The following is a 25,781-nucleotide window of genomic DNA, read 5'->3' as shown; positions in this document are numbered from 1 at the left end:
GTGTTCTCGGCGGTACGTCTGGGGGTCAAACCCGAGATCAACGCCGTGGCCAGCCTGATTCTGCTGGCGGTGTCGCTGGTGACCTTCCTGGTGTGGTTCTTCAGCCGCCGTGCCGAAGAGCATCGCAAAAAGGCCATCCAGCAAGCCATCGACGAAGCCTCGGCCGAGTCCTGGAAGCAGCCCGATGTGCGCCGTCCGAAAACGCCTACTGCGGCATAAGACAGCACCATAAAAAACCTCGCCTCCTGCAAAGGAAGCGAGGTTTTTTTATGGCTAAAAACAACCTGTAGGAGCGAGCTTGCTCGCGAGCTTTTAAGCTCAAACGGCTCGCGAGCAAGCTCGTTCCTACAGGGGGCAGGCTGCCGCGCCGAAGCCTCGGCCGAGTCCTGGAAGCAGCCCGATGTACGCCTTCCGAAAACGCCCACTGCGGAAAACCTGTAGGAGCGAGCTTGCTCGCGAGCTCTTCGTGGCCGTATGGAAAGGGATTCAATCAGGACAGGCAGCAGTGCTCTGACGAACAATCAGCTCTATTTGCACGCGCTCGCGGCGGGCAAACGGGCGCCCTTCAATCAACGAGACAATGTTGTTGGCACTGCTGATGCCGATTTTCGAAGACGGTACGTTCACCGTGGTAAGCGCCGGGACCGATACAGCCGCAAAGTCGATATCGTCAAAACCGGTAATGGACAGCTCTTCGGGTACCTTGATCCCCATGATCCGTGCTTCGGCAATGGCCCCCATACAGGTCACATCGGTGCTGCAGACAATCGCCGTTGGCCTGGGCGTCATCTCCATGGCAATCCGCAGACCAGCCCGCCCGCCTTCCAGGGTAAAGGGCTGTTCAATGATCCGCGAGCCGGGCAGTTCGATCGAGCTCTGCAGGAGTTCGCCGACCAGACCGACCCTTCGGTAGTGGGCCCGCTCGTTGTAGGCAGCGACACCCCCAATCATGGCGATATGTTTGTGCCCAAGGCTGATCAAATGCCGCGCGATCATGCGCCCGCCCTCCTCATTACTGAAACCGACACAGTGATGGGGGTGCGCGCCATCCAGGGACCACATGAGGATAAACGGGCATTTGGAGCTGTTTAATACGTCATGCACTGACTGGCTGTGCTCTGTACCCACCAGCAGCAACCCTTCCACGCCCCGCTCGATCATGTTCCTGACACAGATCAGTTCCTGGCCCTGATCATACTCGTGCGAGGAAATGATCAGGTGGTAGCCAAGCTCGCTCAGTCGCTGCTGAAGGGCCTGCACCGCTTCGGCAAAAGCCGGGTTGTTGAAGGTCGGAAAGATCGCCCCGATGCTATGGGTTCGCCGTGACGCCAGGGCCCGCGCTGCGCCATCGCGCACATAGCCAAGCTTCAATACAGCCGCTGAAACCTTTTCTAACGTTGCAGGCTTTACCAGGTGCGGTACGGACAAGGCCCGGGAAGCACTGCCAATCGAAACCCCCGCCAGTTCAGCGACATCCTTGAGCTTGGGCTTTTGGTTATTTTTCATCTAAAGATCTGCATTCCTGGATCAACACGCCGGAAAAAATGTGGCCGGGGACCACCGGACCATAGCCCCCGCAATCAGCTTATGCAATTTGCCCGGGCGGCGGCAGACCCTTAACGCATCAACCAGCCACCCGCTACGTCAACAACCTGCCCGGTCACAAAATCACTTTCGTTCGAGGTCAGGAAACACGCCACCTTCGCCACTTCCAGAGGCGTGCCGAGACGCCGCAGCGGAGTCTCGGCAGCCACCGCCTGGTTAGCCTGGGCAGACACCGTCTTGAGCATTGGCGTTTCGATCCGGCCGGGCGCGAGGGCGTTGGCCGTAATGCCGTATGGCCCAAGCTCACCGGCCAAATGCCGGGTAAAACCGATAATCGCCGCTTTGGTAGCGCTGTAATGAACCGCCACTATGGGCAGGTATGCACTCCCTGCGACGGACGACATGTTAACAATGCGCCCGAAGCGGCGCTCGACCATCGACGGCGTCAGCACCCGTACAAGATTGAAAGAGCCCGTAAGGTTGATCCCGACCACCCTCTCCCACTCCTGCGGGTGCATTTCCCAGACCGGAGCCGGAGCACCGTTGTGCTTGGGCGACACCCCGGCATTGTTGATCAGCGTGTCGATCGGGCCGAGCTTCGCCGCGAGCTGAGCGCAAGCCCTTGCACACTCGTCATACTGCGCGACATCGGCGTTGGCCCATTCAACCGTATGCCCGGCCTCGCGCAGCAAAACCGCCTGGTGCCGCACACTGGCCTCATCAAAATCAACCAGTGCAACACTGGCGCCTTCTTCGCAATACAGCCGGGCAATAGCAGCGCCGATTCCGCCACCGGCGCCCGTGACCAGGACTACACGTCCGGCATGTCGGAGTTTTTTCATGACCAGCCTCATTACTTGATAATCGTGAGTGACCCGGGCACCGGCTTACAGCCCCAGGTATGCGCGCTTGACGTGGGGGTTATCGAGTAACTCCTGCCCCGTTCCGCTGAGTACCACTTCGCCGTTTTCGAGCACGTACCCGCGGTCGGCGATGCGCAGTGTGTGAACGATGTTCTGCTCGACGATCAGCACCGTGGTGCCGAGCGCCAGGATCTTGTTGATGATGTCGAAGACCTGGGAAACCAGCAGCGGCGAGAGGCCCAGGGACGGCTCATCGAACATCAGCAGCTTGGGTTGCGCCATGAGACCACGGGCAATGGCAACCATTTGCTGCTCACCGCCCGACAGGGTCCCGGCATTTTGCTCCAGGCGTTCGCGTACTCGAGGAAACAGATCAAGCACATCATCCAGCTGCTTTTTGTAATTCAAACGTGCGCTGCGCTTGTAGGCCCCCATCAGCAAATTGTCGCGCACACTCAAGAAGGGAAACAGCTGTCGCCCTTCCGGGATAAGGGTCAGACCTGCTGCAACAATCTGGTCGGGACGGCGCCCGTCAATGCGCTCGCCTTCAAACTCGATGGTGCCCCGGGTGGGCTCCACCACACCACAAAGGCTGCGCAGCGTGGTGGTTTTGCCGGCACCGTTGGCACCGACAATGGTGATGACTTCACCGGCATTCACTTCAAATGAAACACCGCGCAAAATCTCGGTACCGCCATACCCTGCATGCACATCAGTCAACTTAAGCATGGCTGTACTCCTTGCCCAGATAGGCCTCGATTACCCGGGGATCATTGATCACATCCTGAGGCGCACCCTGGGTCAGCATCGAGCCTGAGCTGATGACGATAATTCGATCGGACAGACTCATGGTGGCCTGCATCAGGTGCTCAATCATCAGCACACTCACACCGGAGTCGCGAACCCGGCGAATGACTTCGATGGCCTTGACCACATCGGTCGGATTGAGGCCGGCCATCACCTCATCAAGCAACAGGATTCGCGGACGGGTTGCCAGTGCCCGGGCCATTTCAAGCCGCTTCATGCCGCCTACGGTGAGGTTTCGGGCCCTGGTGTCGAGCAAGGCTGCCAGATCCGTCAACTGCGCGACCTGGCTGGCGATAGCCCGGGCCTCGTCCGTGTCGGCGGTATGCATGAACGCACCGAGCATGATGTTTTCACTCACGCTCAGATCAGCAAATGGCTGCACGATCTGGAAGGTCCGGCCGATTCCTGCCCTTGCAAACTCTGCCGGGCTGGCGGGTGTCACCCACTCACCGTCCGGCAGGCGCACCCTGACCCTCCCCTCGGACGGCAAGAGGAAGCCTGACAATTGGTTAAACACGGTGGTTTTACCCGCGCCGTTCGGACCGATAACCCCGACGATCTCACCTTCGGCCAGGCTCAATGACACATCGTTGGTGGCGTGCAAACCGCCGAAAAACTTGTGCAAATGCTCTGCAACAAGAATCGGCTCGCCCTTTGTCACCGGGCGCTGTGGCGACGGCGAAACAGTTGCGGGCGGTGCCGGCCTGCGCTGCGGTGTCTTGCCGCCAGGTAACGAATCGATCCAGCCAAACACTCGCGCGCCGAACCTGCCCACCAGCCCTTGGGGAATAGTGAGTACCACCACCACCAGGACAATGCCGTACACCAGGCCATGTACACCGCTGCCCATGTCTCCGAGCCAGCCACGGGCAAGCTCGGCCAGCGGCAGAACCAGAAGAGTGCCGATCAGCGGCCCCGAAACCGTACCCAGACCACCGATCAGCGCGAACATCGCAATCTGGATCGACAAGTCGAGAGAGAACATGGACCCGGGCTCAATAAACGTCAGGTACATCGCATGGAAACTGCCGATAAGACTGGTCAGGAAAGCAGACAGCACCACTGCTATGAGCTTCACTTTTACCGAGTTGACCCCCACTGCATGCGCCGCGTCTTCACGCTCGCGCACGGCGATGAGGTAATAGCCCAAACGTGACGTCTTGATTTTCCAGGACACTGCCAGGGTGATGACCAGGAACCCGAAGGCTATTAACAGGTACGGCCAGCGAGGCCGAAACAACATCCATTCAAAACCCAGCTTGAGGGGCACCCCCAGCCCTGCCGCGCCGCCGGTGACATCGTGCTGATTGATGGCTACCAGCCGCACCACTTCAAGTACGGCGATGGTTGCCAGGGCAAAGAATGGCCCGCGCAGCCTGAAGCACGGCCAACTGATAACTATCGCAACCAGCGCCGAGAGAATCGCCCCCGCAAACATGCCGATCCACGGGCTCAAGCCAAAGTTGATCATCAGCAAGGTGGTTGTGTAGGCGCCGACGCCATAAAACACCGCGTGCCCAAGAGACAGCTGGCCGGCAAAACCGCCCACTATGTTCCAGGCACTGGCCAGCGCCGCGTAACTGCAAATCAAGATGAAGAGGTGGTAAACAAAGGGCGATCCGGCACTGATCGGGATGATCAGCAACAGCGCCAGAAGCAAAAAACTCATATAGACGCGGGGATGCAAGATATTCATCAGCCTAATTCCTATTCAGACCCGCGGCCGGCGCCGAAGAGCCCGGTCGGGCGGAAAACCAGAATGGCCAGAAAGATCGAAAAGTAGACGACCTCCTTCAAGTCCGGGGCAATGTAATAACCCGCCAGACTGTCCACCACACCAATGACCATGGAGCCCATCAGCGCTCCCGACAAACTTCCCAGACCGCCGAGAACAACGATGACGAAAGCGGTCAGCACGAAGAACGTACCCACCGTAGGGAATACCGGGTATTGCGGTGCAATCAGGCCGGACGCCACGCCCAGGCATGCACAGCCGAGACCGAAAGCAAAGATGTAGATTTTTTTCACATCCACGCCCATCAACTGGGCAGCGTCGCGATGCTGGGCGGTTGCCCGTACGGCCCGCCCCAGAAATGTGCTGTGCAAGAACCAGTGCAGACCGGCAACCATCACCAGCGAAGCGGCAAAGGTAATCAACTGCCCGCTGCTGGCGCGAAACGGGCCAAGGGTCACGGACCCGGTCCCGAATGAAACGTCCTGCACCGTCCTCACATCAGCGCCAAACATGAGCAGCGCTGCGTTCATCAGCGCGATGGAGACGCCTACCGTAGCGAAGATTTGAATATGCCCCTCAGCGCTCAGCAGCGGCTCAATGATGAAGCGCTGCATCGCCGCGCCTGCCGCAAACAACACTATCGTCGCCGGAATAATTGCAACGTAGGGATGAATCCCGAACTTGGCATTCATGAAATAAACGGCGTACAGCCCGATCATTAAAAATTCGCCGTGGGCAAAGTTGACCACGCGCACGATGCCGAATATCAAAGTCAGGCCGATACTGATGATGGCTAATGTTCCTCCCAGCAATAAGCCGTTCAGAACCAGCTGCAGAAAAATATCCACGGAGCGCCCTCTTGTCGAGCGAACGAATAGGCAACACTACTAGTGTCAGTGCATTACTGGGGGTCGATAAACCGCACTTTGGCCACAGCTGCAGACTCTGGATAAACCGTTTTCAACACACCGTCCTGCCATTGCATGATGGCGGTACTGGCGCGCTCGTTCTGTCCGTTATCGGCAAACTTTGCACCGACCCCGGCGGCGGTATTACCCACGGCAATGTCGACCCGGGACACCGACGCCCGAATGGCATCTGCGTCCAGAGACTCGCTGCTTTCCATGGCGTCGAGAAAGATCTTTGCCCCCACGTAATTCATCAGACTGTGCCCTGAACGCGGGTCCGTGCCGTAGCGTTCTTTATACGCCCGGGCGAATGCAGCAATCCCCGGCGCGCCTGCCTCGTTGGTTTGAAACTGCGGGAAATCCACGTCCAGGATGCCTTCCATATTTTCTGCACCCACGACCTTGAGCGTGTCCTGCATGGAATAGCCGCCACCCGCGCCAATTACGGCCTTAGGCTTGAAACCGGCCTCGCGGATCTGACGGAAAAACAGGGTCGTATCATTCTGATAACTGGTTTGCAGAACCACATCGGCCTGTGAGCCCTTGAGGCGCAGAATCAAGGAAGACAGATCGACCGCCTTGGCTGAATAGGGCAGCACCTCAACCACATTCAAGCCTTTTTCCTGGGCAATTTTTTTCTGGAAGTTCGCGATCGTGGTGCCATACAGGGCATCTTCGTGAATGATTGCGACCTTTAGCTTTTGCGGGTCGATATCCAGTGCGGGAGCCGCAACGTCGGTGATCGCCGTGATGGTGCCTTCAGCAAAATTGCGCGCGGTGGGATTGCTGCGCATCACGTATTTAAGATCGCGCTCGGTGATGTTGTCCGACACCGCGCCCAACTCGAAATAAGGCACACCTGCCAGCTCGGTGACCTGGGTCGCGGCAAAAGCCAGGGCTGAAGAATAACTGCCGAACACTGCCGTAACGTTTTCTACCGAGGTGAGCTTGCGCGCAGCCCCCACGGCCTGACCGGCATCTACCGCGTCCGCCTTGAGCAGTTTGATCTGTTCGCCCTTCAAGCCCCCTGAAGCATTGCGTTCTGCGATGGCGATTTCCAGTCCGCGATAGCTCTCGTCACCGAGCAGGGCCAGGGAACCGCTGAAGGGATACAGCGCGCCCAGCTTTACATCGGCATGGGCTACAAGCGATGCGCTGACCGTCAAGACCGCGCAGACAGAGGCAACCCAGTGTTTTTTATTCATTATTCTCTCCTGGTTCAGTGCCGATGCCTCGACACTAAATGAATCGCTTCAGATGCATACCACTCGGCTATAGCCAATTAAAATGAGCACTGACACGAAACAATTTATTAGATTTATTTTTTACCAAGTCGTTTTATGAAGCGATTCATATTTATCGTCTAAGCAGTCTCCGTGTCAAGCGCTGCCGTGGCAAAAACCCGACCGCCCGTAAATGCACACTGGTGCCCATAAAAAAGGGCCCCTTGCAGGGCCCCGGACTGCTTGCAGGAGCGTCAGTTAAATTCGCTTTGCACTTCCGACCACAGGCTTACCTTCTGCCCACGGTTTTTGTAGAACTCGATTTCACGCTTGATCCCCGAGCTCAGGTCCCAACCTACGAGATCAAGAACGATCAGTTCCTCCATCATGTCCATGAACACCGCATCCACCGGCGCCCACAGCTTGCCGATGGTTGCGCTGTCCTTGCCTGCGAATGCCAGGTTGATCGGGTGGGACATTGAAACCTGGCTGAACACCACGTTGCCCGACTCAATGATCCTTGCTGCCACCTTGTTGCACTCGATGAAACGATCATGGGTGACCGATGCGTCTGCATGGCTGTAAGGGCAGGCCAGAAAAATCTTTCTCATGTTTACCTCGTTAAAACGGGAGAGCCTGTGCCCTCCCCGACTACGGATGTTCGGTTTCAGGCAGGCTGGATCGAGGCAGTACCAAACTGATCGGCAATTTGCGCCCGTGCCTGCTCCTCGGCTTCATAACGTTGAGCGGCTGGCACGGAGATACGGATCGCGATCGCGACCGCCAGCAGGCCGCCGAAAAGTTTGCCCAGCAGAATCGGCATGATCAGCGTCGGCTGGAAGTTCGCGGTGAATGCCAGGTGATCGCCAATGGTCGCCTGAGCGCAAACACCCAGCGCCACACACAGGACTTTGTCCCTGGCATTCATCTTGTTGAACAGGTGATACACCGCAATGATATTGGCGAACACCATGATGAATGCCGCGGCACCATTGGCCGAAAGCCCGAGATGCTTGCCCAGCACTTCCATCGGTTTTTTGCAGTAGCGCTGAAACAGGTAGCAGATCGGAAATGTGCCCGCGAGCATGATGCCGATATAACCGGCAATTTCGATGGCGCGGAACAGCTCCTTCTGATCAGCGAACATCGGGTCGAAGCCCCATACGCCAAAATTCTTCATGAAAAAACCGGTGAAGTGCTCGACGATTGCCAGGGCCAGTACGATCTTGATGAAGGCATCCATCAATTTGCCGAAGATCAGAAAGCCGGACACCATCAGCGAGGCCTTGTAGCGCAACCCGCCAGCCAGCAAAAAACAAAACACAAACAGCGGCGCGAGCAACTTGAGACAGCCGACGAAATCCAGTGTCAGGTAGTGCAGTGCGGGGGCGGTGGTGGACACGACTTCACGTACCGGCAGATTGAATGCGGTGATCATCATCAGCGATGCCAGCACTGCAAACGGGATGCTGATCAAACCGGCCATCGCACCCAACGCCAGATACTTGTGGTCTTTACGGTCAAGCATCATCAAGCCGACCGGGATCAGATAAACGATGGTGGCGCCCGAGGTGTAGCCGACAATCATTGCGGTAATCCACATGTCGCGGTTCGCCGCCAGAGCATCGGCCAACTGGTACCCGCCCATGTCCACGGCAATGATGGACAGCGCGGCAATCGAGACATCCGAGCCCATTGCACCGAAATAAGGCCCCAGAGCGACTTCGATGAATTTCGACAGGTACGGGATTGCCACCATGATCCCTGCCTGCGCCAGAAACACAGGACCGATCGAGTGAATGCCGTTCACGAACTCTTTACCAAGGCCGCTCTCTGGCTTGAGCACCGAGGCGAAAGCCCCGACAACGGCACCTATCATGATCAGATAAATTACGTAATTCCCGAATTCCGCCATTGCCATCACCTGTGCTGAATCAAATGCTTGAACGGGCGCAGCCAAAGCTGGTCGCACCAACGAATGAGCGCTGAGGCTCATAAACCGATTGCTGGATCGTTCGCGAAAATCCACCGGGGATCAACCGAAGCGACCAGGACTCAAATACCCTTTTTTGTTTGTGCTTCATCGTCTGCACGCTGTGTATCTGCGCCCAAAGGTTTCACTCACGCCGTATTAGTAACCACTTCGCATGCCATTTGTTGTTTTGATGTGGTTTTGATCGTTAAACCCACTGGAATCGGTCATTTTTATTCCGTACTCTTGAGCGACCCCTTGAAAGCAATGGGCCAGCGATGTGTGGCGGCAAAGGTGAATACCAAACGCTGAAGTCTTCCATGGCGAGCAGCTATTCACTGACGTCGTTACCCCGGCATCATTTGTGTGCCCGGGTAACAGCAATGCGCGGCCAAAGAGCATTCGCGTAGCACTGAGAGGATTGAACATGCGCCCCAACGAAAGACGACAACACATCCTTGAACTGCTTCGTCAGCGCGAGCGGATTTCGGTCGACGAACTGGCACGAACCCTGAGCACGTCACAGGAAACCATTCGCAGGGATTTGACCTCTCTGGCCGAGGATGGGCAAGTCACCAAATTCCATGGCGGTGCATCGCTGCCACCCAGCGGCGAACACGAAAACGCGTTTCAGACACGGATGAACGAGTTCTCCCAGGAAAAACGGGCAGTGGCCAAATATGCGGCAGGGCTCTACGCACCCGGCGACAGCATCCTCATCGACACGGGCACCACCACCTTGTTTTTTGCCCGGGAACTGGCCCGCCTCAATCGCATTACGGTGATTACCAACTCACTGCAAATCGCGGCCAGTATTGGCGCAAGCGGCAATCGAGTATTCATGATCGGAGGGGAATATCGCCCCGAATCGGAGCAGAACACCGGCGCACTGGCCATGGAGCAAATCGCCAGATTTAACGCCGAACATGCCGTGGTGACGATTGGTGCGCTGAGCACGGACGGGGCTTTTGACTTTTCGATTGAAGAAGCGGAAATCACCCGGGCGATGATTGCGCGTACACGCTACCTGACCGTCATTGCAGACTCTTCGAAGCTGGGCAAAAGAGCGCTGTTCCAGGTGTTCCCGCTGGAACGGATTGATCGGCTTGTGATCGATCGAAAACCCATGGGTGAGCTTGCCAAAGCATTGGCCGACGCCCGGGTTGAGGTGCATGAAGCCCCCGCCCTGAACAAACCCGACTGGCCATGAATGATCGAGGGGCGGACGCGGTTGTCTGCCCCTCGCTGAATCCGGTTGCCCGGCATCTAACGCCAGTGGGTGCAGCGCTTCACGGCATCGGCGAAGGTAGCTCGCCATTGCAGCGCCTCCCCGGCGCTGGCTTTCGGTCGGAACGTGGTACTGGTGTTGCGCGGGGCTTTGAGTTCGACACCTATGCCTTTAGCGGCCAGAGCGGCACAACCGAAGGCAGTCAGTTCGTCAAAACGCTGGGTGACAATGTTGCGTTGCAAGGCATCCGCGAGAAACTGGGCAAAATAGGGGCTGCGCGCCAGCCCGCCGTCGATGGATAAATGATCGGTCACATTCAAGAAATCATCCATGGACGTGATCACTTCAACACTGCGCAACGCAACGCCTTCAAGCAATGCCTGGCACATGTCCTCGCGTGTCGTACCGCCATTCATGCCGACCCAGAGCGCTGCTGCACTTCGATCCCAGTGCGGGCAGCCGAGCCCGGACAACGCAGGCACAAATGCCAGCTGCCGGGAAATGGCTGGCGGCTGATCAAAAGCCGCAAGCTGCGAAAAATCCGAGAACAAGCCGAGCCGCCCTGCCCACTCGACCGCCGCGCTCGCATCATAAACGCCGCCATCCATGGCATAGGTCGGCTTGCCGTTTATCTGCCAGGCGATGGTTGCCAAAAGTCCCTTTTCCGGAGCCCTGATAATTTGCTCGCCGGTCAGGGTCAGCGCGAATGCACCGGTACCGAAGGTAATCTTTGCATCGCCTTCTTCACGGCAACCGTGACCATAGAGAGAGGCCTGCTGGTCAACAATGGATGCCGTTACCGGGGTCACCCCAATCTCGCCAAAATGGCCGACGGTATCGCGGATTTCAGGCAGCGTCTCAATGGGCACGCCAAATAATTCGCACAGCTCGCTGTCCCATTGCCCGGTAGACAGATTCATCAGCGAGGTACGCGATGCGGTGGTGACATCGGTGGCAAAGACACCGGTGAGGCGATCCAGAAAGTAGGCATCCGTGGTACCCAGACGCAACCGGCCCGCTTTCAGGGCGTTCTGGGCGGCGGGCAGGTTTTGTACTATCCAGGCGAGTTTGCTGGCCGAAAAATAAGGGTCCAGCGGCAGCCCGGCCCGCTCCAGGGTCAATGTCTCGCCGCCGTCACTGCGCAGCCTGGCGATCTGTGCAGAGGTACGATTATCCTGCCAGACGATGACCGCAGATAAAGGCTCTCCGGTCCTGGCATCCCACGCCAGACAACTCTCCCCCTGATTGGCGATCCCGATGGCGTCCACCTGGCCCGTGGCTTCCAGGCACCGCTCAATGTTGCTCAGCAACTCAAGCGGATCGTGCTCAACCCAGCCCGGCTGTGGATGGTGCTGCTGGTGACGGAGCGACAGCTGGATGTCGGCCGAGCCATTTTCGGTCACCACCAGCACCCGGGTGCTGGTGGTGCCTTGATCGAGAGCGGCAATACGCATTTAAAGTCTCCTCGCCGTATGGGTTGTTATTGGCCGACAAAGTCGACTTCGAGTTGCTGCACGCCCTTTGGCACATTCAAACTTGCAATCGGCACCAGCAGCCGACGCTCCGGCAGGCAGGAGCCGGCACGCGACCAAAGTTCCTTGCCATCCGCGCGCACCACCAGACGCCCTTTGACTGCCTTGCCCACCCTCATTTGCAGGTGCGTCATACCGGCTACTGAAGAGAGGTTCAAGCGTTGTGGCACACACAGTTTCAACCCGCCCTTGCAGATGATTGGCACCCCACGCTCTGCATCCGGAAGCTGGCCGTGCATGTCCTTGACCATCATGGCGGCTATTTTACGGCCCTCACGGAACGACCAGCCTGCGGTTTCGACAGGCCGCAACAGGTTGCCCGCAGCGAAGTACACCGGATCGGAACAGCGACCGTACTGGTCAATTTCCGGCCCGCCACTCTTGAGATCCAGCTTCAGATTGCTCATTCGCACCAGGCTGGACTCGGGGATAAAACACCCGGTAAGCAACACTCCGTCACAATCCAGTTGCCTGACACTGCCATTGGCCAGCCGCACGCTTGCGCCCTCTACCCGGCCGGTGCCGTGGATCTCCAGCAACTGCGCACCGAAGTGCATGGGTACCCCGCACAGCCTGGGGAACAGGGACAACGGCCAGCGGGCCGTGGCCCTGGCATTGCTCTCGATCATCGCCACGGGCTTGATTGCGGCACGACGGCAGCTCAGCACCGCAGACAGACTGACCAGCTCGGTCCCCACGATCAATGGCCGCTCGAAAGGCTTGAGGTGTTCAAGGTAGAGATAGGACTGCAAGGCCCCGGTATTGATGACCCCGAGCGGGCGATCGCCCCCTACCAGGCGGGCAGAACGCGGGGTTTCCCTTGCGCCTGTGGCAATCAGCACGCGACCGGCCTGGATAATGATGGCCTTGTCGGGAGTTGCAACCTCCAGAAGGCCATCGTCCCCCAGGCGGGTTACCGAGTGTTGGAGCCGAATATCCACGCCGGCCTTTAACGCCTCCTCCACGTTGCGCCGGGCGTAATCGGGACCGGTATAAACCCTTGCGTATTCGCGCAAGCCAAAAGGCGGATGCCCGCAATGGCGCGGTATGCCGCCCGCTTGCGGCTCGCGCTCAATCACCACCACTCTGGATACGCCAAGCCTGCGCAGCTCTATCGCAGCCGAAAGGCCCGACGGCCCACCACCGACAATGGCGACATCAACGTACTGGATTTCAATGGGATTCATGACAAACACCTGTAGCGAGGGGAATGGCCAGATGGCCGGCGCTTAGCTCAGCTACCCGGGCCCCACAATAAAAACCCTGACAGCGCCCCATGCAGGCACGGGTGCGGCGCTTCAGCCCCCCCAGGTCGCCGGGTGGAAGCGCACTGGCCAGGGCATTCTCGATTTCTCTGAGGGTGACCATTTCACAGTGGCAAATGATTTCACCGTAGCCGGGGCGCTGATAATCCCGCGGCAAATGTTCGGCAAGGTTAGGCAGCGCCGGCCATTGCAGGCTGGTAGCAGGGAGCGGCACATGGCGTTCCTGGTAAAGGCTGAACACGTGCTTTGCGATCCCAAGCGCAGCGGTCAGCCCCGTGGAGCGAATGCCGCCGACGGTAATCCAGTTTTTACCTTCGACCCGACCCACCCGATACTCTTTCTTGTCACTTGCAGGTCGCAGCGCGGCGTAGGTTGCCGTGACAGGCATACCCTCGAGTTGCGGAATACGCTCAACCGCAGCATCCACCAACTGTTGCAGCACCTCGCTGTCCAGCCCTGCATGAATCCGGTCTTGCTGTTCTTCGGCCGTAGGCCCTACCAGCAGATTGCCGTAGACCGTGCGGGTCAGGACGATGCCTTTGGTTCGTTCATTCGGAACCGGCAAGATGATGTTCGTCAGGTAGCGGGCTGCTGCCTTGTCGAACACCACAAATTGGCCCTTGCGCGGATGGATCGAGAAGCTTGACTGGCCCAGCAGCTTTTGCTCCAGCACATCGCCGAACAAACCGGCGCAGTTGATGATGGTCTTGCCACGGATCATCCCGGCAGTGGTCTCCAGAGACCAGATCTGACCATCAAAACGGCCGCCGTCGACTTGTGTATTGAATTTCACTTCAGCGCCGTGCATCAGCGCCTGCAGCAGATAGCCCAACGGGGCCGACCACGGATCAATCAAAAATTCGCCCGGGACTCTGGCCGCCCCCAGTGCGTTCAGTGCCAGGTACGGTTCCAGGGCGTGCACCTGTTGACGATCGATCAACGAGACGTCCGCGACACCGTTGTCATGGGCCTGCTGAACAATCCCCTTCAGCTTGTGCAGGTCAGCCTCATTCCAGGCCACGACCATTGCCCCGGTCTCCAGCAAGGGCAGCGACATTTTCGAGCGAATATCCAGGTATTCCCGGTAGCCGTCTTTCATGCACTGCAGTTCGAGACTTGCGGTCGGCGCATCGAAGCCGGTATGCAAAATGGCGCTGTTGCCTTTGCTGGCGCCGGAAAGGATGTCAGGGCTTTTCTCCAGAAGGAGCACCCGCGCGCCTTCGAGGGTGAAGCGCCGTACCATCGCGCATCCCACAACGCCGCCGCCAATAACGACAACGTCGTAGGCATCGGTCTGATTCGGGAATGGTTTCGTCATGATCAAGCCTGTCTGGTGAAGTGGCAGCATCTGTAATGCCTACAAGGCTGCATTGCATATGCCATTGACCGATTCGGGGTTGGAATGACCGATTGGCAGCCACTATTCACTCGCCTAACGAACGCCCCTGGAATGCCGTGATGGCGGGGCCGCAATCAAGTCACTCTCAATAGCCAATGGTTACTGCGTGCAGAGGGTCCAGGAGGAGATTTTTGAGCGCTAACTGCATGCTTACCAGATCGCCAGACCGGAGTGTCACTCAGTCAAAACCCAGCGACGCCAACAATTATGTGGAATCAGTCAATAGGTCAAAGAAGCGTTACGAGGCTACACAACGCAGCAGTCAGTCGTTACCTTTGCACACTTTTAAGGCTATAAGCCTTGTTTCATCTGGACTGCAGATTGAGGTGGCACTGGCGTAACGAACAATTCTGCGATCGAACTGCATGGCCGAACCTCCACGCCTCAGGAGATACCGGTCAATAAACACAAATTTGATGCCCGATATAAGAGAACAAACCACATAGGATCACAGTTGAAGAAACGATAAGGCACCGGACTGCAACCCTCCACTGATGGGTATTTGTTCACACAAAAGTGCGCAGCAGACGAACCGCCGAGCGCTGTTTTGCGGTTTCCTCTGCGCTCAGAGGTCTTTCGCAATAGTGCCGACTCAGATAAAGGATGACGTCATTTCCGTCAGGCTCGTCGGCATATGCGGGGTGTTTTGCTATCTCTGACAGCAAGGCACGCGAGACGGGAGCAACATGAAAATGTACGTTGAAACCCGGGGAGAAACCCAATTTGTAAAACACCACCTTGTAGGGCGAATACGCCTTTACCAGCAGACACTCCAGGGTTTTCATCACCAGCCCCAGGGATGACAGCGCCTGGTCGCTTAAATCGCTGAGGTCGGATGCGACCTGTACCGATGACATGATCAAGTAGCCGTCGTAACGGGCATCTCGCCGATGAGTCACTACCCAGTGGCTGTTTCTGAAAACCTCTTGCTCGTCCATGTAGATCCCGTTTAATGACCTGTTGAGGTGAACCGCCTTGGCGCGCTCTATTCAATCAGCCGGCACTGTCCGCCCGAACTGTTTGCGATAACAGGTCGGACTGCTCCCCAGTTTGTTGCGAAAGTGATGGCGCAAGTTCTCTGCCGAACCCAGCCCGCATTGTTCGGCAATCCGCGGTATGGACAACACGCTGGTCTCCAGCAAGACCTTGGCGCGCTCTAGCCGGACCCCAAGCAACCAGTCGCCGGGAGTGGTGCCGGTGGCATCGTGAAAGCGGCGCAGGAAGGTGCGACGGCTCATGTTGACGATGCGGGCCAAATGCGCAATATCAATTTCGCTGTTCGGGTGCGCCCGCAGCTGATCCAGCAGGGGTGCCAGGCTGCTGCCGGGTTTGACGCTGACGGGTTGTTCAATGTATTGCGCCTGACACCCCAGCCGGTGCGGCGGTGTCACCATGCGCCGGGCGGCGCGGTTCGCAGCGTCAGGGCCAAAGTCGCGGCGGATCAAATGCAGGCAGGCATCGATTCCGGAGGAGCTGCCCGCGGACGTCAGGATGTCGCCCTCATCGACGTAAAGCACCGAGGGCTCAACCTGGATATCCGGGTAGGCACGGGCCAGGGCCAGGTGATGATGCCAGTGGGTAGTGGCACGCTTGCCCGCCAGCAAGCCGGTGGCTGCAAGTACAAAGGTGCCGGCACAGATCGTGACAATCCGGCAGCCCCGGGCACTGGCCGCCCTCAATTGCTCAAGCAGTTCTGCGGGCACGTCCGGTGCAAGGTCGCGCCAGCCCGGGATGACAATGGTGCCGGCCTGCGCCAGTAATTCAAGCCCTCCTTGCACAACGATCTGCACACCCCCGAAGGCCCTCAGCGGTCCCGGCTCCACAGCAGCAACCCGCAGATCGTAGAGCGGTGCCTTGCGCTGCGGATCATCGCGCCCGAATGCCTCGATGGCGGTGCCGAACTCGAAAGTGCACAGCTGATCGTAAGCCAGTACCACCAGCATGGCGTTAAAGGGGGCAAGGGTGTCATCAATGAGTTTTGGCATGAAATTGACGATACATGGCCTTTATGCCGATTTCCACCCGCGCGCCCTCCCCTGATCATCGCAGCCTGAACTTGAACCCATGGAAGTCATGCAGCATGAAGGAATCGATGAGAGCGCCAGTAACGTTGGCGGCGGTATGCCTGGCGGCGATGATGTTCGGCCTGGAAATATCCAGCGTGCCGGTGATCCTGCCAACCCTGGACACCCAGCTCGGAGCCCGTTTCAGCGACCTGCAATGGGTCATGAATGCCTACACCCTGGCCTGTACCACGGTGTTGATGGCGGTCGGCGCCTGGCTCGACCGCTACGGTCGCAAAACCCTGTTTTTAACCAGCGTGACGCTGTTCGGTCTGACCTCGCTGGCCTGCGGGCTTGCCGACAGCGCGCCACTGCTGATTGTCGCCAGGGCTTTGCAAGGAGCCTGCGGGGGCGCGATGTTGATTTGCCAGATTTCCATTCTGTCCCGTCAGTTCGCCGATCCCGTCAGCCGCAGCAAAGCCTTTGCCTGGTGGGGTGTGGTGTTTGGCGCAGGGCTGGGATTGGGGCCTGTGATCGGCGCGGGGATCGTTGCCCTGTCGAGCTGGCACTGGGTGTTTCTGGTGCATGTGCCGTTGGCGCTGCTGACCGCAGCCCTCGGCCGGGCAGGTGTGCAGTCGTCACGGGATGCTCCCGCAGGCAAGCTTGATAGCCTCGGTATCGTGCTGTTGGCGTTGAGCGTTTTTGGCTTGACCTACCTGATTATTCAAGGCTCCCAGCCCGAGATGTCGAGAGCGACGGTCTGCTGGGCAGCACTGGCCACGCTGTTGACCTTCATGGTTTTTCTGATTTCACAAAAGCTCAACCCGCAACCGGTGATCGACTTTTCGGTATTCCGGATCCGGCAATTCTCCGGTGCACTGCTGGGATCCATGGGCATGAATTTCAGCTTTTGGCCGTTAATGATTTATCTGCCCATCTACGTCCAGACAGGCATGGGGCTTAGCGGGCTCGAGGGTGGATTGCTGCTACTGGCTTACACCCTTCCGACCTTGTTGATTCCACCGCTGGCTGAGCGACTGATGCTCACCCTGCACCCGGGGGTGATGATTCCCGCCGGGATGCTGGCCATAGGTGCAGGGCTGATGGTGATGGCTACAGGTGTCGCGAACCCGCAGTGGCTGCTGGCGTGCATGACCGCCGGTTGCTTGCTGGCGGGTACCGGGCTTGGCCTGACCAACACCCCGGTGACCAATCTCAGTACCGGGTCCGTGCCCCCGGCCAGGACAGGCATGGCGTCCGGCATGGACATGAGCGCGCGGATGATATCGCTTGCGATCAACATCGCCGTAATGGGCTGGATACTGGTGGAAGGGATTGCTGCCAGCCTGCGCCAGACCTTGCCTGGTACGACTGACCCGCTGGCATTACAGGCCGCCGCGCAAACCCTGGCGGCCGGCAAGATCGAAGTGCCAGCCGCTACCTTTCACGCGGCCCTGAACCAGGGTTTCGGCTGGGTACTGGTGTATGGCGCCAGCAGCGTATTGCTGCTGGCGCTCGCCAGCTTTGCGGTGTTCAGGCCATGGTCGAACATGTCAGCGGCAACCCTGTTGATGGCTTCAGCATCTGCAAATACCGGATCGGGCAGCGGCAATACCGCCAAAAACTAACATAAAGGCCTTTGTGCAGGGCTCATCGGCCTTGGCTTTAGCCCTTGATTTGGCCAACCAGAAAACGCTTCACCCTGCTCTGCGATGGCCGGATTCCGGCACTTATGCCACCCGAAATGGCGTATTCGAACCGTTGCCGGCAGCGGTATTGCTGGACAAATCCCATGCAGTTTCAGCATGGGGTAGGCATTTACAGCATTAGACGGCGCCCTCGCGCATTGGAATAGTCGCGCCGCCCTGGGCACCTGCCAGAGAGCTGCAGGCGAGGGGGCACATACTCAGATTTTTGCGCCAAAGAGCGTTCCGGCTCGGGCACCCACCTACGTAAAACTGAAGTAAAGGTAAAAGAAAAATAATATGAAGAAGGCAAAACTTAGCCTCGCCTGGCAAATCCTCATCGGTCTGGTACTGGGGATTGCAATCGGCGCCCTGTTTAACCACTTCAGTGCCGAAAAGGCCTGGTGGATCAGCAACGTTCTGCAACCTGCCGGCGATATCTTTATCCGCCTGATCAAGATGATCGTGATCCCGATCGTGATTTCCTCGCTGGTTGTCGGGATTGCAGGCGTTGGTGATGCGAAGAAGCTTGGGCGTATCGGTCTTAAAACCATCCTTTACTTCGAGGTGGTGACCACCATCGCGATTCTGGTCGGCCTGGTGCTGGCCAACGTGTTCCAGCCGGGCACCGGCATCGACATGAGTACACTGGGCACGGTCGATATTTCCAAGTATCAGGCCACTGCCGCTGAAGTGACCCATGAGCACGCTTTCATTCAAACCATCCTCAATCTGATTCCGTCGAACATCTTCGCCGCCATGGCTCGCGGTGAGATGCTGCCGATCATCTTCTTCTCGGTACTCTTCGGCCTCGGCTTGTCGAGCCTGAACGCCGAGCTGCGTGACCCGCTGGTGAAAACCTTCCAGGGCGTGTCCGAGTCGATGTTCAAAGTCACGCACATGATCATGAACTACGCGCCAATCGGTGTGTTTGCGTTGATCGCCGTGACCGTTGCCAACTTCGGTTTTGCGTCGCTGGTGCCGCTGGCCAAGCTAGTGCTTCTGGTTTACTTCGCCATTGCCTTCTTCGCCTTCGTGGTACTGGGCCTGATTGCTCGTCTGTTCGGGTTCTCGGTGATCAAGCTGATGCGCATCTTCAAGGACGAGCTGGTTCTGGCTTACTCCACCGCCAGCTCTGAAACCGTGCTGCCGCGGGTGATCGAGAAGATGGAAGCCTACGGCGCACCGAAGGCTATCTGCAGCTTCGTGGTCCCGACCGGCTACTCGTTCAACCTTGACGGTTCGACCCTGTATCAAAGTATCGCGGCGATTTTTATCGCGCAGCTGTATGGCGTCGACCTGTCGATCAGCCAGCAATTGCTGTTGGTACTGACCTTGATGGTCACCTCCAAAGGCATCGCCGGCGTACCGGGCGTGTCCTTCGTAGTGCTGCTGGCAACCCTGGGCAGCGTGGGTATTCCGCTTGAAGGCCTGGCCTTTATCGCCGGTGTTGACCGTGTGATGGACATGGCGCGTACCGCCCTGAACGTGATTGGTAACGCCCTGGCGGTACTGGTGATTTCGCGCTGGGAAGGCATGTACGACGACGCCAAGGGCGAGCGCTACTGGAACTCGCTGCCGCACTGGCGCAGCAAGGAAGCCCTGCCGGCTGGCGAGGTTTCAGACAGCTGATACCCAAGATACCCGCCCCCCTGCTCGCGAGCTGTGCTCTGCGCGTTGAAAAGCTCGCGAGCAAGCTCGCTCCTACAGGGGGGGCGTATGTTGGTGATATTCGGCTTAGCCGGATGCCGCTTCTCGCGGAAAACTATGCCCGCAAAGCCAAGAATCTACTGTAGGAGCGAGCTTGCTCGCGAGCCGTGCTCTGCGCGTTGAAAAGCTCGCGAGCAAGCTCGCTCCTACAGGGGGGGGGGCGTATGTTGGTGAAATTCGGCTTTGCCGGATGCCGCTTCTCGCGGAAAACTATGCCCGCAAAGCCAAGAATCGCAACTGACTGCTGATCAGGGCCAGAAGCGTGAAGGAGGCGACTTTGACATCCGGGTGCATGACAATATTCTTCTGTCCGGCTCGGTATCGATGTTGATAGCATCGCGCGCTTTACTCAGAGCCTCCAAGGGAATCGAAAAAACATGAATAGAGAGCAGGTTCGTACCGCCATTTGGCTGGCGCTGATCACGTCCGTGATTTCACTGCTTTCGGCGTATGCCCAGACCGATCCCAATAGCGCTGATGGATGGCTGATCCAGTCCAGGCTTCTGGCATCCCTCTGGCTCGAGTCTCTGCCCCTCGCAGCCATTCTGGTGCTGATCCTTGCCACCCCCTGGTATCTGGTGAAGCTTTTCAAACGCCTGCGCAGCAAGCAGTAAGCCCCCTCGATAGTCGCCCCGAAGCAAACCGCAGCACAGCCGATATTCAGCGGCCATGACGTTAGGGGCCGTACCAGCAGGAATCACCCATGCCAAACAAGCCGCCCGCCAAGACAGTAACCGCTGCCGATATAGAAAGATCGATACAGGCGCTCAACAAAATGGCTGAGCGCCTTTGGGGGGATGGCAGAGAAGCCGAGGCCAAAGCCCTGCTTGATGCCCTGGACGCTTTAAATCGGGCTCTGGACAGGATCCGGATTGGCGAAAATCGCCGCACGCTTCACTGAGGGTTCACTGTGGGCCCGCCTCTTCGGCTACTGACCTTTTTGCGAGTTCACAACGTCCTGCAGTGCTTTATTGGTGAGGCTGATGCACTTCTGCGTATCACCTTCAGCCTGTGCTTTTTGTGCCTCAACTCGTGCGTCACGTATCTGCCCGAGCAGTGGCTGCCCCAGCGTGCTGGCTGTGGCTTTGTAATCGGATAATTTCTGCAGATTGATGGCGCACAAATCTTCGGCTGCAAAAATCGGAGTTGCGACCAGGCCCGCCAGAACAAATAAAACTGACCGTTTCATAAGGCTCTCGATAATTCAAGGAAGGGAGTTTCACTATAGCCGGGGTTTGTGATGCACACCTTTGAACAGGTCATGCACCGGCTCCTGCGCTCCCGGTGCATGACTACTGCGGCGGGGATGGCCCGTTGTTTCAATTGAACGCGCCATTGATAATTTCATAGATGAGCCCGGATGCAAGCGACACCAGCACCAGCTCCGTGCCTGCCTGGCGCCATTCGTAGCCCTCATAACGCGGCAGGCGACCCTCCAGCCGGGAATCAAGCCTTTGGCCGATGCCGGGCGGCAGAGGCTTGCCTCGCGCCAGGTTTTTTTGAATGCCGGGTGGCAAGGCCGGACCCGGGCGCCAGTAGTCCCGATGCCCACCGATAATGCCCCGGGTACTTTCATAATTGACGCTCGGGCCATGACCCCGGTCGCCCTTTCCCGGATGCCCGTCTTTGGCGTCATGACCACCTGGCCCGCCCTGCTTGCCGTGGTCGTCCTGGTGGCCACGGTTGTCCTGATTGCCATGACCCTGGCTATTTGGCGGGCCGCCCTGCCCGCCCCCGCCCCCGTTACCGTTACCGTTACCGTTACCGGGATCGGCCAATGCGCCAGCGCAGCTGCAGGCCAATGCAAGGCAGGTGAAAGCTGAAATCAGTTTACGAGAAGTGGACATATGCACATCCTGAGAAAGCGGGTTAACCACTGTAATGTAGACCTGTAATACGCTTTTGGTTCACTTTACAGCGCCGCATCAGGCCACGCAGGACAGCGCCTGCTGCAGTACTGGGGGGAGGTTGGCGGTAGCAGGACAGAAGATCACTGCTCAGAGGGGGCAAAACTCAAGGCCGCATACATTTAACAATCGGCTTCAATCAAAACGCCGCTTAATAAGCGGCGTTTTGCGTATCGTGGAACCCGGGTCTGAGGCTCACCTGTTATTCAGGCGACTCAGGCGTTGCGGTTCCATGGACGATCGCCATTCTCGTCCTTGATGCGGGTCGGCAGACCCATCACATCCAGCGCGTTGAGGAACGGCTCGGCCGGTAGCTCTTCGACGTTGACCATGCGCTGCACGTCCCATTCGCCACGGGCGACCAGAAGTGCTGCCGCTACAGGCGGCACGCCAGCGGTATAGGAGATGCCCTGGCTGTCGGTTTCTGCGTAGGCTTCTTCATGGTCGGCGACGTTGTAGATGAACACCTCGCGTGGCTGTCCATCCTTGGTGCCCTTGACCAGATCGCCGATGCAGGTCTTGCCGGTATAACCGGGAGCCAGCGAGCTCGGATCCGGCAGGACGGCCTTGACCACTTTCAACGGCACCACTTCCAGGCCCTCGGCGGTCCTGACCGGCTGCTCGGAGAGCAGGCCGAGGTTTCTCAGCACGGTAAACACGTTGATGTAGTGTTCGCCAAAGCTCATCCAGAACCGCACGTTAGGCACGTCGAGATTCTTCGACAGCGAATGCACTTCATCGTGGCCGGTCAGGTACAGGTTCTGCTCACCTACGACCGGCAGGTCGTCAGTGCGCTTGACTTCGAACATGGTGTTGCTCGTCCACTGGCTGTTCTGCCAACTCCAGACCTGTCCGGTAAATTCACGGAAGTTGATTTCAGGGTCGAAATTGGTAGCGAAATACTTGCCATGTGAACCGGCATTGACGTCGAGAATATCGATCGAATCAATGCTGTCGAAATACTTTTGCTTGGCCAGCGCAGCATAGGCGTTAACTACGCCCGGATCGAAACCTACGCCGAGGATGGCGGTGATGTTCTTCTCTTTGCATTCCTCGAGGTGGTTCCACTCGTAGTTGCCATACCAGGGCGGCGTCTCGCAGACTTTGCCCGGCTCTTCGTGGATGGCGGTGTCCAGGTAGGCCACGCCGGTATCGATGCAGGCACGCAGCACCGACATGTTGAGGAACGAGGAACCGACGTTGATCACGATCTGCGATTCGGTTTCCTGGATAAGGGCCTTGGTCGCTTCCACGTCCAGGGCGTTTAGCGTGTAAGCCTTGATTTCGGCAGGCAGTTTGAGGCTGCCCTTGGCCTTGACGCTATCGATGATGGCCTGGCATTTGGAGATGTTGCGCGACGCGATAGCAATACGACCGAGTTCGTCGTTGTGCTGCGCGCATTTGTGGGCCACCACCTTGGCGACACCTCCTGCACCAATGATAAGAACGTTCTTTTTCAATTGCTTTATCTCTCCTTTATCCGCCAGCTTACGAAAGGCTGGACAGGTAGTCTTCGTAACCAAATTCACGAACCACTTCGACTGTACCGTCGAGTTGTTTCACTACGATGGACGGCATTTTCAGGCCGTTGAACCAGTTTTTCTTGACCATGGTGTAGCCCGCGGTGTCGATGAACGACAGCCGATCGCCGATGGTCAACGGACGATCAAATTGGTATTCGCCAAAAATGTCCCCGGCCAGGCAGGACTTACCGCACACCATGTAGGTGTGTTCACCGTCGCTCGGCGCCAGCTTGGCGTTGAGGCGATAGATCAGCAGGTCCAGCAGGTGAGCTTCGATGGAGCTGTCTACCACGGCCAGGTGCTTGCCGTTGTAGAGCGTGTCGAGCACGGTGACTTCCAGCGAGGCGCTGTTGGTGATCGCCGCTTCGCCCGGCTCCAGGTAGACCTGCACGCCGTACTTTTGGGAGAACGCTTTGAGTCGGGCGCAGAACGCGTCCAGTGCATAGCCTTCACCGGTAAAGTGGATGCCGCCGCCCAGGCTGACCCATTGGACTTTGTGCAGCAGCTCACCGAAGCGTTCTTCGATGGTGCACAGCATCTGGTCGAACAGGCCAAAGTCACCGTTCTCGCAATTGTTGTGGAACATGAAACCGGAAATCTGATCGATGACGCCTTCGATCTTCACCGGGTCCCATTCACCCAGGCGGCTGAACGGACGCGCCGGGTCGGCCAGCAGGTAGTCGGAGCTGCTGACTTGCGGGTTAACCCGCAGACCACGGATCTTGCCTTCTGAGCGCTTGGCAAAACGCTGCAGCTGGCCGATGGAGTTGAAGATGATCTTGTCGCAGTTGGCGAGCATCTCTTCGATTTCATCGTCGGCCCAGGCGACGCTGTAGGCGTGGGTCTCACCTTCGAACTTTTGGCGGCCCAGCTTCAACTCGTACAGCGACGACGACGTGGTGCCGTCCATGTATTGCTGCATCAGGTCGAATACCGACCAGGTGGCGAAGCACTTGAGAGCCAGCAGAGCCTTGGCCCCGGACTGTTCGCGCACATAGGCAATCTTCTGCATGTTCGCCAGCAGTTTCTGTTTATCAATCAGGTAGTACGGCGTTTTGATCATTTCGAGGCGCCTCCAGCAAGGCCAGCCAAAAAAGGATGCGCATTGTGCCTTCACTAACTGGATATCGAAAGAGCAAAAACCAGTTCCCGGTGCCGCCTGGCTGAACGGGAGGTAAGCGCATGCGGCACCCTGGAGCCCGATAAATTACACCGCCTGTGCGTCAGGCAGGTTACAGCGGTGCCTGATGACGGCGGACATTTGGCGGGCAGATCGCTGGAGTTGAACACCTGGCAGGCAGGTTTGCGTTGCATGAACGCACTGCCGTCCAGCCAGGGTCAGGGCGGCAGAGCGGGAGTCGACACAAGAAATAGTCCGGATAAACGAAGCATTCTCATGGGGGCCAGCAATGAGTCAAAAACCGGATTTTTCAACACGCCCCGCAAGAGTGGCTAATTAAAAGCAGCATCTGATCGGCGCTGCGGATGACCAGGCGCTCACTCGTGTTCCGCCGCCAGCATTGACCTGAATTGCGCAATGATCTCTGTCGATAGCCCGGCACCTTCAAACACTGCGCAGGTAAAGCTCACCGCAGCAGTGCCAGGGGCCGTGATGATGCGATCAGCGGCCACCGCTGCGGGGCTGCTTGTATAAAGCCCTGCCCCTTTATAATCAACGGCGTTGCGTTGCAAGAACTCAGCACTGTTCGAGGTATGGGTCACCGTGTCGAGAAGCCCTGCCCTTGCAAGTGCCAACGTTCCACCACAGATACCCGCAATGATGGCGCCACCTGATCGACTGGCGTGTAGAAAATCTCCAAGATGCGGTGCATCTGCACTTTCCCAGATCATTCCCCCAATGACGGCAACAACGTCCGGATTCCAGTCCAGACATTGCTGCAAGGTGCCGTCGACGGTGACTGCCAACCCACCCTGCGATCTGAACTCTCCCGTAGCGGGGGCAAAAAACCTGACATCGATCCCATAAAACGCAGAACCGGTTCCTGCGATAAAAGCGTATTCCCAGTCCGCAAAACCGGGGGTCAATATCAAACTCACACGTGCCATCAATCAGAATCCTCCATGAATATCGTGAACATAAATCGCTGAACAGGTAACTGCCTACGGGCTGTGCACACTCATAGCGGTCCGCAGAATAACCGCTGGCAATGTTGTTCAGCCAATTGCGTGGCAACCAGCAACGACCGCCAGCCCTCGGGCTCCTGCCAGTGCAGGTACACCCAAAAGCAGCAAAGTCGCAACACAAACCAGCTCACGGGACCTGCCCGTTGAAATCATATCTATGACGAGTGTGTGACTTCATTACCCATTGCTTCCCTGGCGCTGGCATCACCGTGAACTCTGGCCCACCCCGTGCTGGCTATCGCACGGCAACACCAATAATATAATGAACGAATGACCGCCATACTGAACACTGCATACCAGAGCGTCAACCCGATTAAGGACGATTTGAAAA

The 25,781-nt window shown here is 57.8% G+C and carries 23 protein-coding genes and 1 pseudogene; 6 read left to right on the top strand and 18 right to left on the bottom strand.

Annotated features, from left to right (window positions below):
- A pseudogene (locus ACP7BO_RS21140) lies at nucleotides 1–219 on the top strand (putrescine ABC transporter permease PotI); the annotation flags it as partial.
- Between the two features lie 267 nt (nucleotides 220–486).
- Here the strand turns inward: ACP7BO_RS21140 and ACP7BO_RS21135 are convergent.
- The 8 genes from ACP7BO_RS21135 to eutH all read right to left on the bottom strand — a co-directional run bounded on the left by ACP7BO_RS21135 (nucleotide 487) and on the right by eutH (nucleotide 8,996).
- Nucleotides 487–1,506 (bottom strand): LacI family DNA-binding transcriptional regulator, encoded by a 1,020-nt coding sequence (locus ACP7BO_RS21135; protein WP_397456590.1) that lies wholly within the window; start codon nucleotides 1,504–1,506, stop codon nucleotides 487–489.
- 110 nt (nucleotides 1,507–1,616) lie between these two features.
- Nucleotides 1,617–2,387 (bottom strand): SDR family oxidoreductase, encoded by a 771-nt coding sequence (locus tag ACP7BO_RS21130; protein ID WP_426212572.1) that lies wholly within the window; start codon nucleotides 2,385–2,387, stop codon nucleotides 1,617–1,619.
- 45 nt (nucleotides 2,388–2,432) lie between these two features.
- Complete coding sequence (locus ACP7BO_RS21125; protein WP_060692105.1) at nucleotides 2,433–3,137, bottom strand: ABC transporter ATP-binding protein; 705 nt, start codon at nucleotides 3,135–3,137, stop codon at nucleotides 2,433–2,435.
- Nucleotides 3,130–4,911: an ABC transporter permease subunit gene (locus ACP7BO_RS21120; protein ID WP_426212569.1), complete on the bottom strand. Its 1,782-nt coding sequence runs from the start codon at nucleotides 4,909–4,911 to the stop codon at nucleotides 3,130–3,132. Before ACP7BO_RS21120 ends, ACP7BO_RS21125 begins: the two co-directional genes overlap by 8 nt.
- 11 nt (nucleotides 4,912–4,922) lie before the next feature.
- Nucleotides 4,923–5,798: a branched-chain amino acid ABC transporter permease gene (locus ACP7BO_RS21115; RefSeq protein WP_060692102.1), complete on the bottom strand. Its 876-nt coding sequence runs from the start codon at nucleotides 5,796–5,798 to the stop codon at nucleotides 4,923–4,925.
- A gap of 53 nt (nucleotides 5,799–5,851) precedes the next feature.
- Nucleotides 5,852–7,063 carry an ABC transporter substrate-binding protein gene (locus ACP7BO_RS21110; protein WP_397456587.1) on the bottom strand — a complete coding sequence of 404 codons (1,212 nt, stop codon included), beginning with the start codon at nucleotides 7,061–7,063 and terminating at the stop codon, nucleotides 5,852–5,854.
- 272 nt (nucleotides 7,064–7,335) lie between these two features.
- Nucleotides 7,336–7,692 carry a DUF1937 family protein gene (locus ACP7BO_RS21105; RefSeq protein ID WP_397456586.1) on the bottom strand — a complete coding sequence of 119 codons (357 nt, stop codon included), beginning with the start codon at nucleotides 7,690–7,692 and terminating at the stop codon, nucleotides 7,336–7,338.
- A 56-nt stretch (nucleotides 7,693–7,748) separates the two neighbouring features.
- Nucleotides 7,749–8,996, bottom strand: a complete 1,248-nt coding sequence (eutH, locus tag ACP7BO_RS21100) for an ethanolamine utilization protein EutH (RefSeq protein WP_397456585.1) — start codon at nucleotides 8,994–8,996, stop codon at nucleotides 7,749–7,751.
- Between the two features lie 484 nt (nucleotides 8,997–9,480).
- Between eutH and ACP7BO_RS21095 the strand changes: the two genes are divergently transcribed.
- Complete coding sequence (locus ACP7BO_RS21095; RefSeq protein ID WP_397456584.1) at nucleotides 9,481–10,263, top strand: DeoR/GlpR family DNA-binding transcription regulator; 783 nt, start codon at nucleotides 9,481–9,483, stop codon at nucleotides 10,261–10,263.
- Between the two features lie 56 nt (nucleotides 10,264–10,319).
- Here ACP7BO_RS21095 and ACP7BO_RS21090 read toward each other — a convergent pair whose 3' ends face one another.
- The 5 genes from ACP7BO_RS21090 to ftrA form a co-directional block, all read right to left on the bottom strand.
- Nucleotides 10,320–11,735, bottom strand: a complete 1,416-nt coding sequence (locus tag ACP7BO_RS21090; RefSeq protein WP_426212566.1) for an FGGY family carbohydrate kinase — start codon at nucleotides 11,733–11,735, stop codon at nucleotides 10,320–10,322.
- A 26-nt stretch (nucleotides 11,736–11,761) separates the two neighbouring features.
- Entirely contained in the window at nucleotides 11,762–13,000 is a 1,239-nt protein-coding gene (locus ACP7BO_RS21085) for an NAD(P)/FAD-dependent oxidoreductase (RefSeq protein ID WP_426212564.1), read from the bottom strand.
- Nucleotides 12,987–14,396, bottom strand: a complete 1,410-nt coding sequence (locus ACP7BO_RS21080; RefSeq protein ID WP_397456580.1) for an NAD(P)/FAD-dependent oxidoreductase — start codon at nucleotides 14,394–14,396, stop codon at nucleotides 12,987–12,989. Before ACP7BO_RS21080 ends, ACP7BO_RS21085 begins: the two co-directional genes overlap by 14 nt.
- A 587-nt stretch (nucleotides 14,397–14,983) precedes the next feature.
- A complete protein-coding gene (locus tag ACP7BO_RS21075; protein WP_426212561.1) occupies nucleotides 14,984–15,415 on the bottom strand; it encodes a hypothetical protein in 432 nt (143 codons plus the stop codon).
- A gap of 51 nt (nucleotides 15,416–15,466) precedes the next feature.
- On the bottom strand, nucleotides 15,467–16,462 hold the full coding sequence (ftrA, locus tag ACP7BO_RS21070; protein ID WP_397456577.1) for a transcriptional regulator FtrA: 996 nt from the start codon (nucleotides 16,460–16,462) through the stop codon (nucleotides 15,467–15,469).
- Nucleotides 16,463–16,569: 107 nt separating this feature from the next.
- Between ftrA and ACP7BO_RS21065 the strand changes: the two genes are divergently transcribed.
- From ACP7BO_RS21065 to ACP7BO_RS21050, 4 genes are all read left to right on the top strand, one after another.
- Nucleotides 16,570–18,108: an MFS transporter gene (locus ACP7BO_RS21065; RefSeq protein ID WP_426212559.1), complete on the top strand. Its 1,539-nt coding sequence runs from the start codon at nucleotides 16,570–16,572 to the stop codon at nucleotides 18,106–18,108.
- 357 nt (nucleotides 18,109–18,465) lie between these two features.
- Nucleotides 18,466–19,797, top strand: a complete 1,332-nt coding sequence (gltP, locus tag ACP7BO_RS21060) for a glutamate/aspartate:proton symporter GltP (RefSeq protein WP_426212557.1) — start codon at nucleotides 18,466–18,468, stop codon at nucleotides 19,795–19,797.
- Nucleotides 19,798–20,252: 455 nt separating this feature from the next.
- The gene (locus ACP7BO_RS21055; RefSeq protein WP_426212555.1) at nucleotides 20,253–20,489 is read left to right on the top strand and encodes a hypothetical protein; all 237 of its coding nucleotides are present in this window, start codon (nucleotides 20,253–20,255) and stop codon (nucleotides 20,487–20,489) included.
- A gap of 89 nt (nucleotides 20,490–20,578) precedes the next feature.
- Nucleotides 20,579–20,776 carry a hypothetical protein gene (locus tag ACP7BO_RS21050; RefSeq protein ID WP_060692082.1) on the top strand — a complete coding sequence of 66 codons (198 nt, stop codon included), beginning with the start codon at nucleotides 20,579–20,581 and terminating at the stop codon, nucleotides 20,774–20,776.
- A 27-nt stretch (nucleotides 20,777–20,803) separates the two neighbouring features.
- On the opposite strand, the gene ACP7BO_RS21045 is transcribed toward ACP7BO_RS21050, so the two are convergent.
- The 5 genes from ACP7BO_RS21045 to ACP7BO_RS21025 form a co-directional block, all read right to left on the bottom strand.
- Nucleotides 20,804–21,064 (bottom strand): hypothetical protein, encoded by a 261-nt coding sequence (locus ACP7BO_RS21045; protein WP_060692080.1) that lies wholly within the window; start codon nucleotides 21,062–21,064, stop codon nucleotides 20,804–20,806.
- A gap of 130 nt (nucleotides 21,065–21,194) precedes the next feature.
- Nucleotides 21,195–21,722, bottom strand: coding sequence for an anti-virulence regulator CigR family protein (locus ACP7BO_RS21040; protein WP_426212552.1), 528 nt, complete (start codon nucleotides 21,720–21,722; stop codon nucleotides 21,195–21,197).
- A 275-nt stretch (nucleotides 21,723–21,997) separates the two neighbouring features.
- A complete protein-coding gene (locus ACP7BO_RS21035; RefSeq protein WP_060692077.1) occupies nucleotides 21,998–23,242 on the bottom strand; it encodes a saccharopine dehydrogenase family protein in 1,245 nt (414 codons plus the stop codon).
- A gap of 28 nt (nucleotides 23,243–23,270) precedes the next feature.
- Nucleotides 23,271–24,368, bottom strand: coding sequence for a carboxynorspermidine decarboxylase (locus tag ACP7BO_RS21030; protein ID WP_426212550.1), 1,098 nt, complete (start codon nucleotides 24,366–24,368; stop codon nucleotides 23,271–23,273).
- Nucleotides 24,369–24,802: 434 nt separating this feature from the next.
- The gene (locus ACP7BO_RS21025) at nucleotides 24,803–25,372 is read right to left on the bottom strand and encodes a DJ-1/PfpI family protein (RefSeq protein WP_397456570.1); all 570 of its coding nucleotides are present in this window, start codon (nucleotides 25,370–25,372) and stop codon (nucleotides 24,803–24,805) included.
- Nucleotides 25,373–25,781 lie beyond the last annotated feature (409 nt).

It is taken from the genome of Pseudomonas sp. TWR2-1-1 (genome assembly GCF_049897045.1).
In the GTDB taxonomy this organism is placed as follows: Bacteria; Pseudomonadota; Gammaproteobacteria; order Pseudomonadales; family Pseudomonadaceae; genus Aquipseudomonas; species Aquipseudomonas versuta.
Note: the sequence above shows the minus strand (reverse complement) of the source record. Positions and strands in the feature narration are given on the sequence as shown.

Coding starts and splice junctions, on each gene's coding strand:
- ACP7BO_RS21085 (WP_426212564.1), bottom strand. CDS start 13,000: ATGAATCCCATTGAAATCCAGTACGTTGATGTCGCCATTGTCGGTGGT.
- ACP7BO_RS21135 (WP_397456590.1), bottom strand. CDS start 1,506: ATGAAAAATAACCAAAAGCCCAAGCTCAAGGATGTCGCTGAACTGGCG.
- ACP7BO_RS21040 (WP_426212552.1), bottom strand. CDS start 21,722: ATGTCCACTTCTCGTAAACTGATTTCAGCTTTCACCTGCCTTGCATTG.
- ACP7BO_RS21090 (WP_426212566.1), bottom strand. CDS start 11,735: ATGCGTATTGCCGCTCTCGATCAAGGCACCACCAGCACCCGGGTGCTG.
- ACP7BO_RS21025 (WP_397456570.1), bottom strand. CDS start 25,372: ATGGCACGTGTGAGTTTGATATTGACCCCCGGTTTTGCGGACTGGGAA.
- ACP7BO_RS21055 (WP_426212555.1), top strand. CDS start 20,253: ATGAATAGAGAGCAGGTTCGTACCGCCATTTGGCTGGCGCTGATCACG.
- ftrA (WP_397456577.1), bottom strand. CDS start 16,462: ATGCCAAAACTCATTGATGACACCCTTGCCCCCTTTAACGCCATGCTG.
- ACP7BO_RS21075 (WP_426212561.1), bottom strand. CDS start 15,415: ATGGACGAGCAAGAGGTTTTCAGAAACAGCCACTGGGTAGTGACTCAT.
- eutH (WP_397456585.1), bottom strand. CDS start 8,996: ATGGCGGAATTCGGGAATTACGTAATTTATCTGATCATGATAGGTGCC.
- ACP7BO_RS21065 (WP_426212559.1), top strand. CDS start 16,570: ATGAGAGCGCCAGTAACGTTGGCGGCGGTATGCCTGGCGGCGATGATG.
- ACP7BO_RS21130 (WP_426212572.1), bottom strand. CDS start 2,387: ATGAAAAAACTCCGACATGCCGGACGTGTAGTCCTGGTCACGGGCGCC.
- ACP7BO_RS21110 (WP_397456587.1), bottom strand. CDS start 7,063: ATGAATAAAAAACACTGGGTTGCCTCTGTCTGCGCGGTCTTGACGGTC.
- ACP7BO_RS21050 (WP_060692082.1), top strand. CDS start 20,579: ATGCCAAACAAGCCGCCCGCCAAGACAGTAACCGCTGCCGATATAGAA.
- ACP7BO_RS21105 (WP_397456586.1), bottom strand. CDS start 7,692: ATGAGAAAGATTTTTCTGGCCTGCCCTTACAGCCATGCAGACGCATCG.
- ACP7BO_RS21125 (WP_060692105.1), bottom strand. CDS start 3,137: ATGCTTAAGTTGACTGATGTGCATGCAGGGTATGGCGGTACCGAGATT.
- ACP7BO_RS21095 (WP_397456584.1), top strand. CDS start 9,481: ATGCGCCCCAACGAAAGACGACAACACATCCTTGAACTGCTTCGTCAG.
- ACP7BO_RS21030 (WP_426212550.1), bottom strand. CDS start 24,368: ATGATCAAAACGCCGTACTACCTGATTGATAAACAGAAACTGCTGGCG.
- ACP7BO_RS21045 (WP_060692080.1), bottom strand. CDS start 21,064: ATGAAACGGTCAGTTTTATTTGTTCTGGCGGGCCTGGTCGCAACTCCG.
- gltP (WP_426212557.1), top strand. CDS start 18,466: ATGAAGAAGGCAAAACTTAGCCTCGCCTGGCAAATCCTCATCGGTCTG.
- ACP7BO_RS21080 (WP_397456580.1), bottom strand. CDS start 14,396: ATGACGAAACCATTCCCGAATCAGACCGATGCCTACGACGTTGTCGTT.
- ACP7BO_RS21120 (WP_426212569.1), bottom strand. CDS start 4,911: ATGAATATCTTGCATCCCCGCGTCTATATGAGTTTTTTGCTTCTGGCG.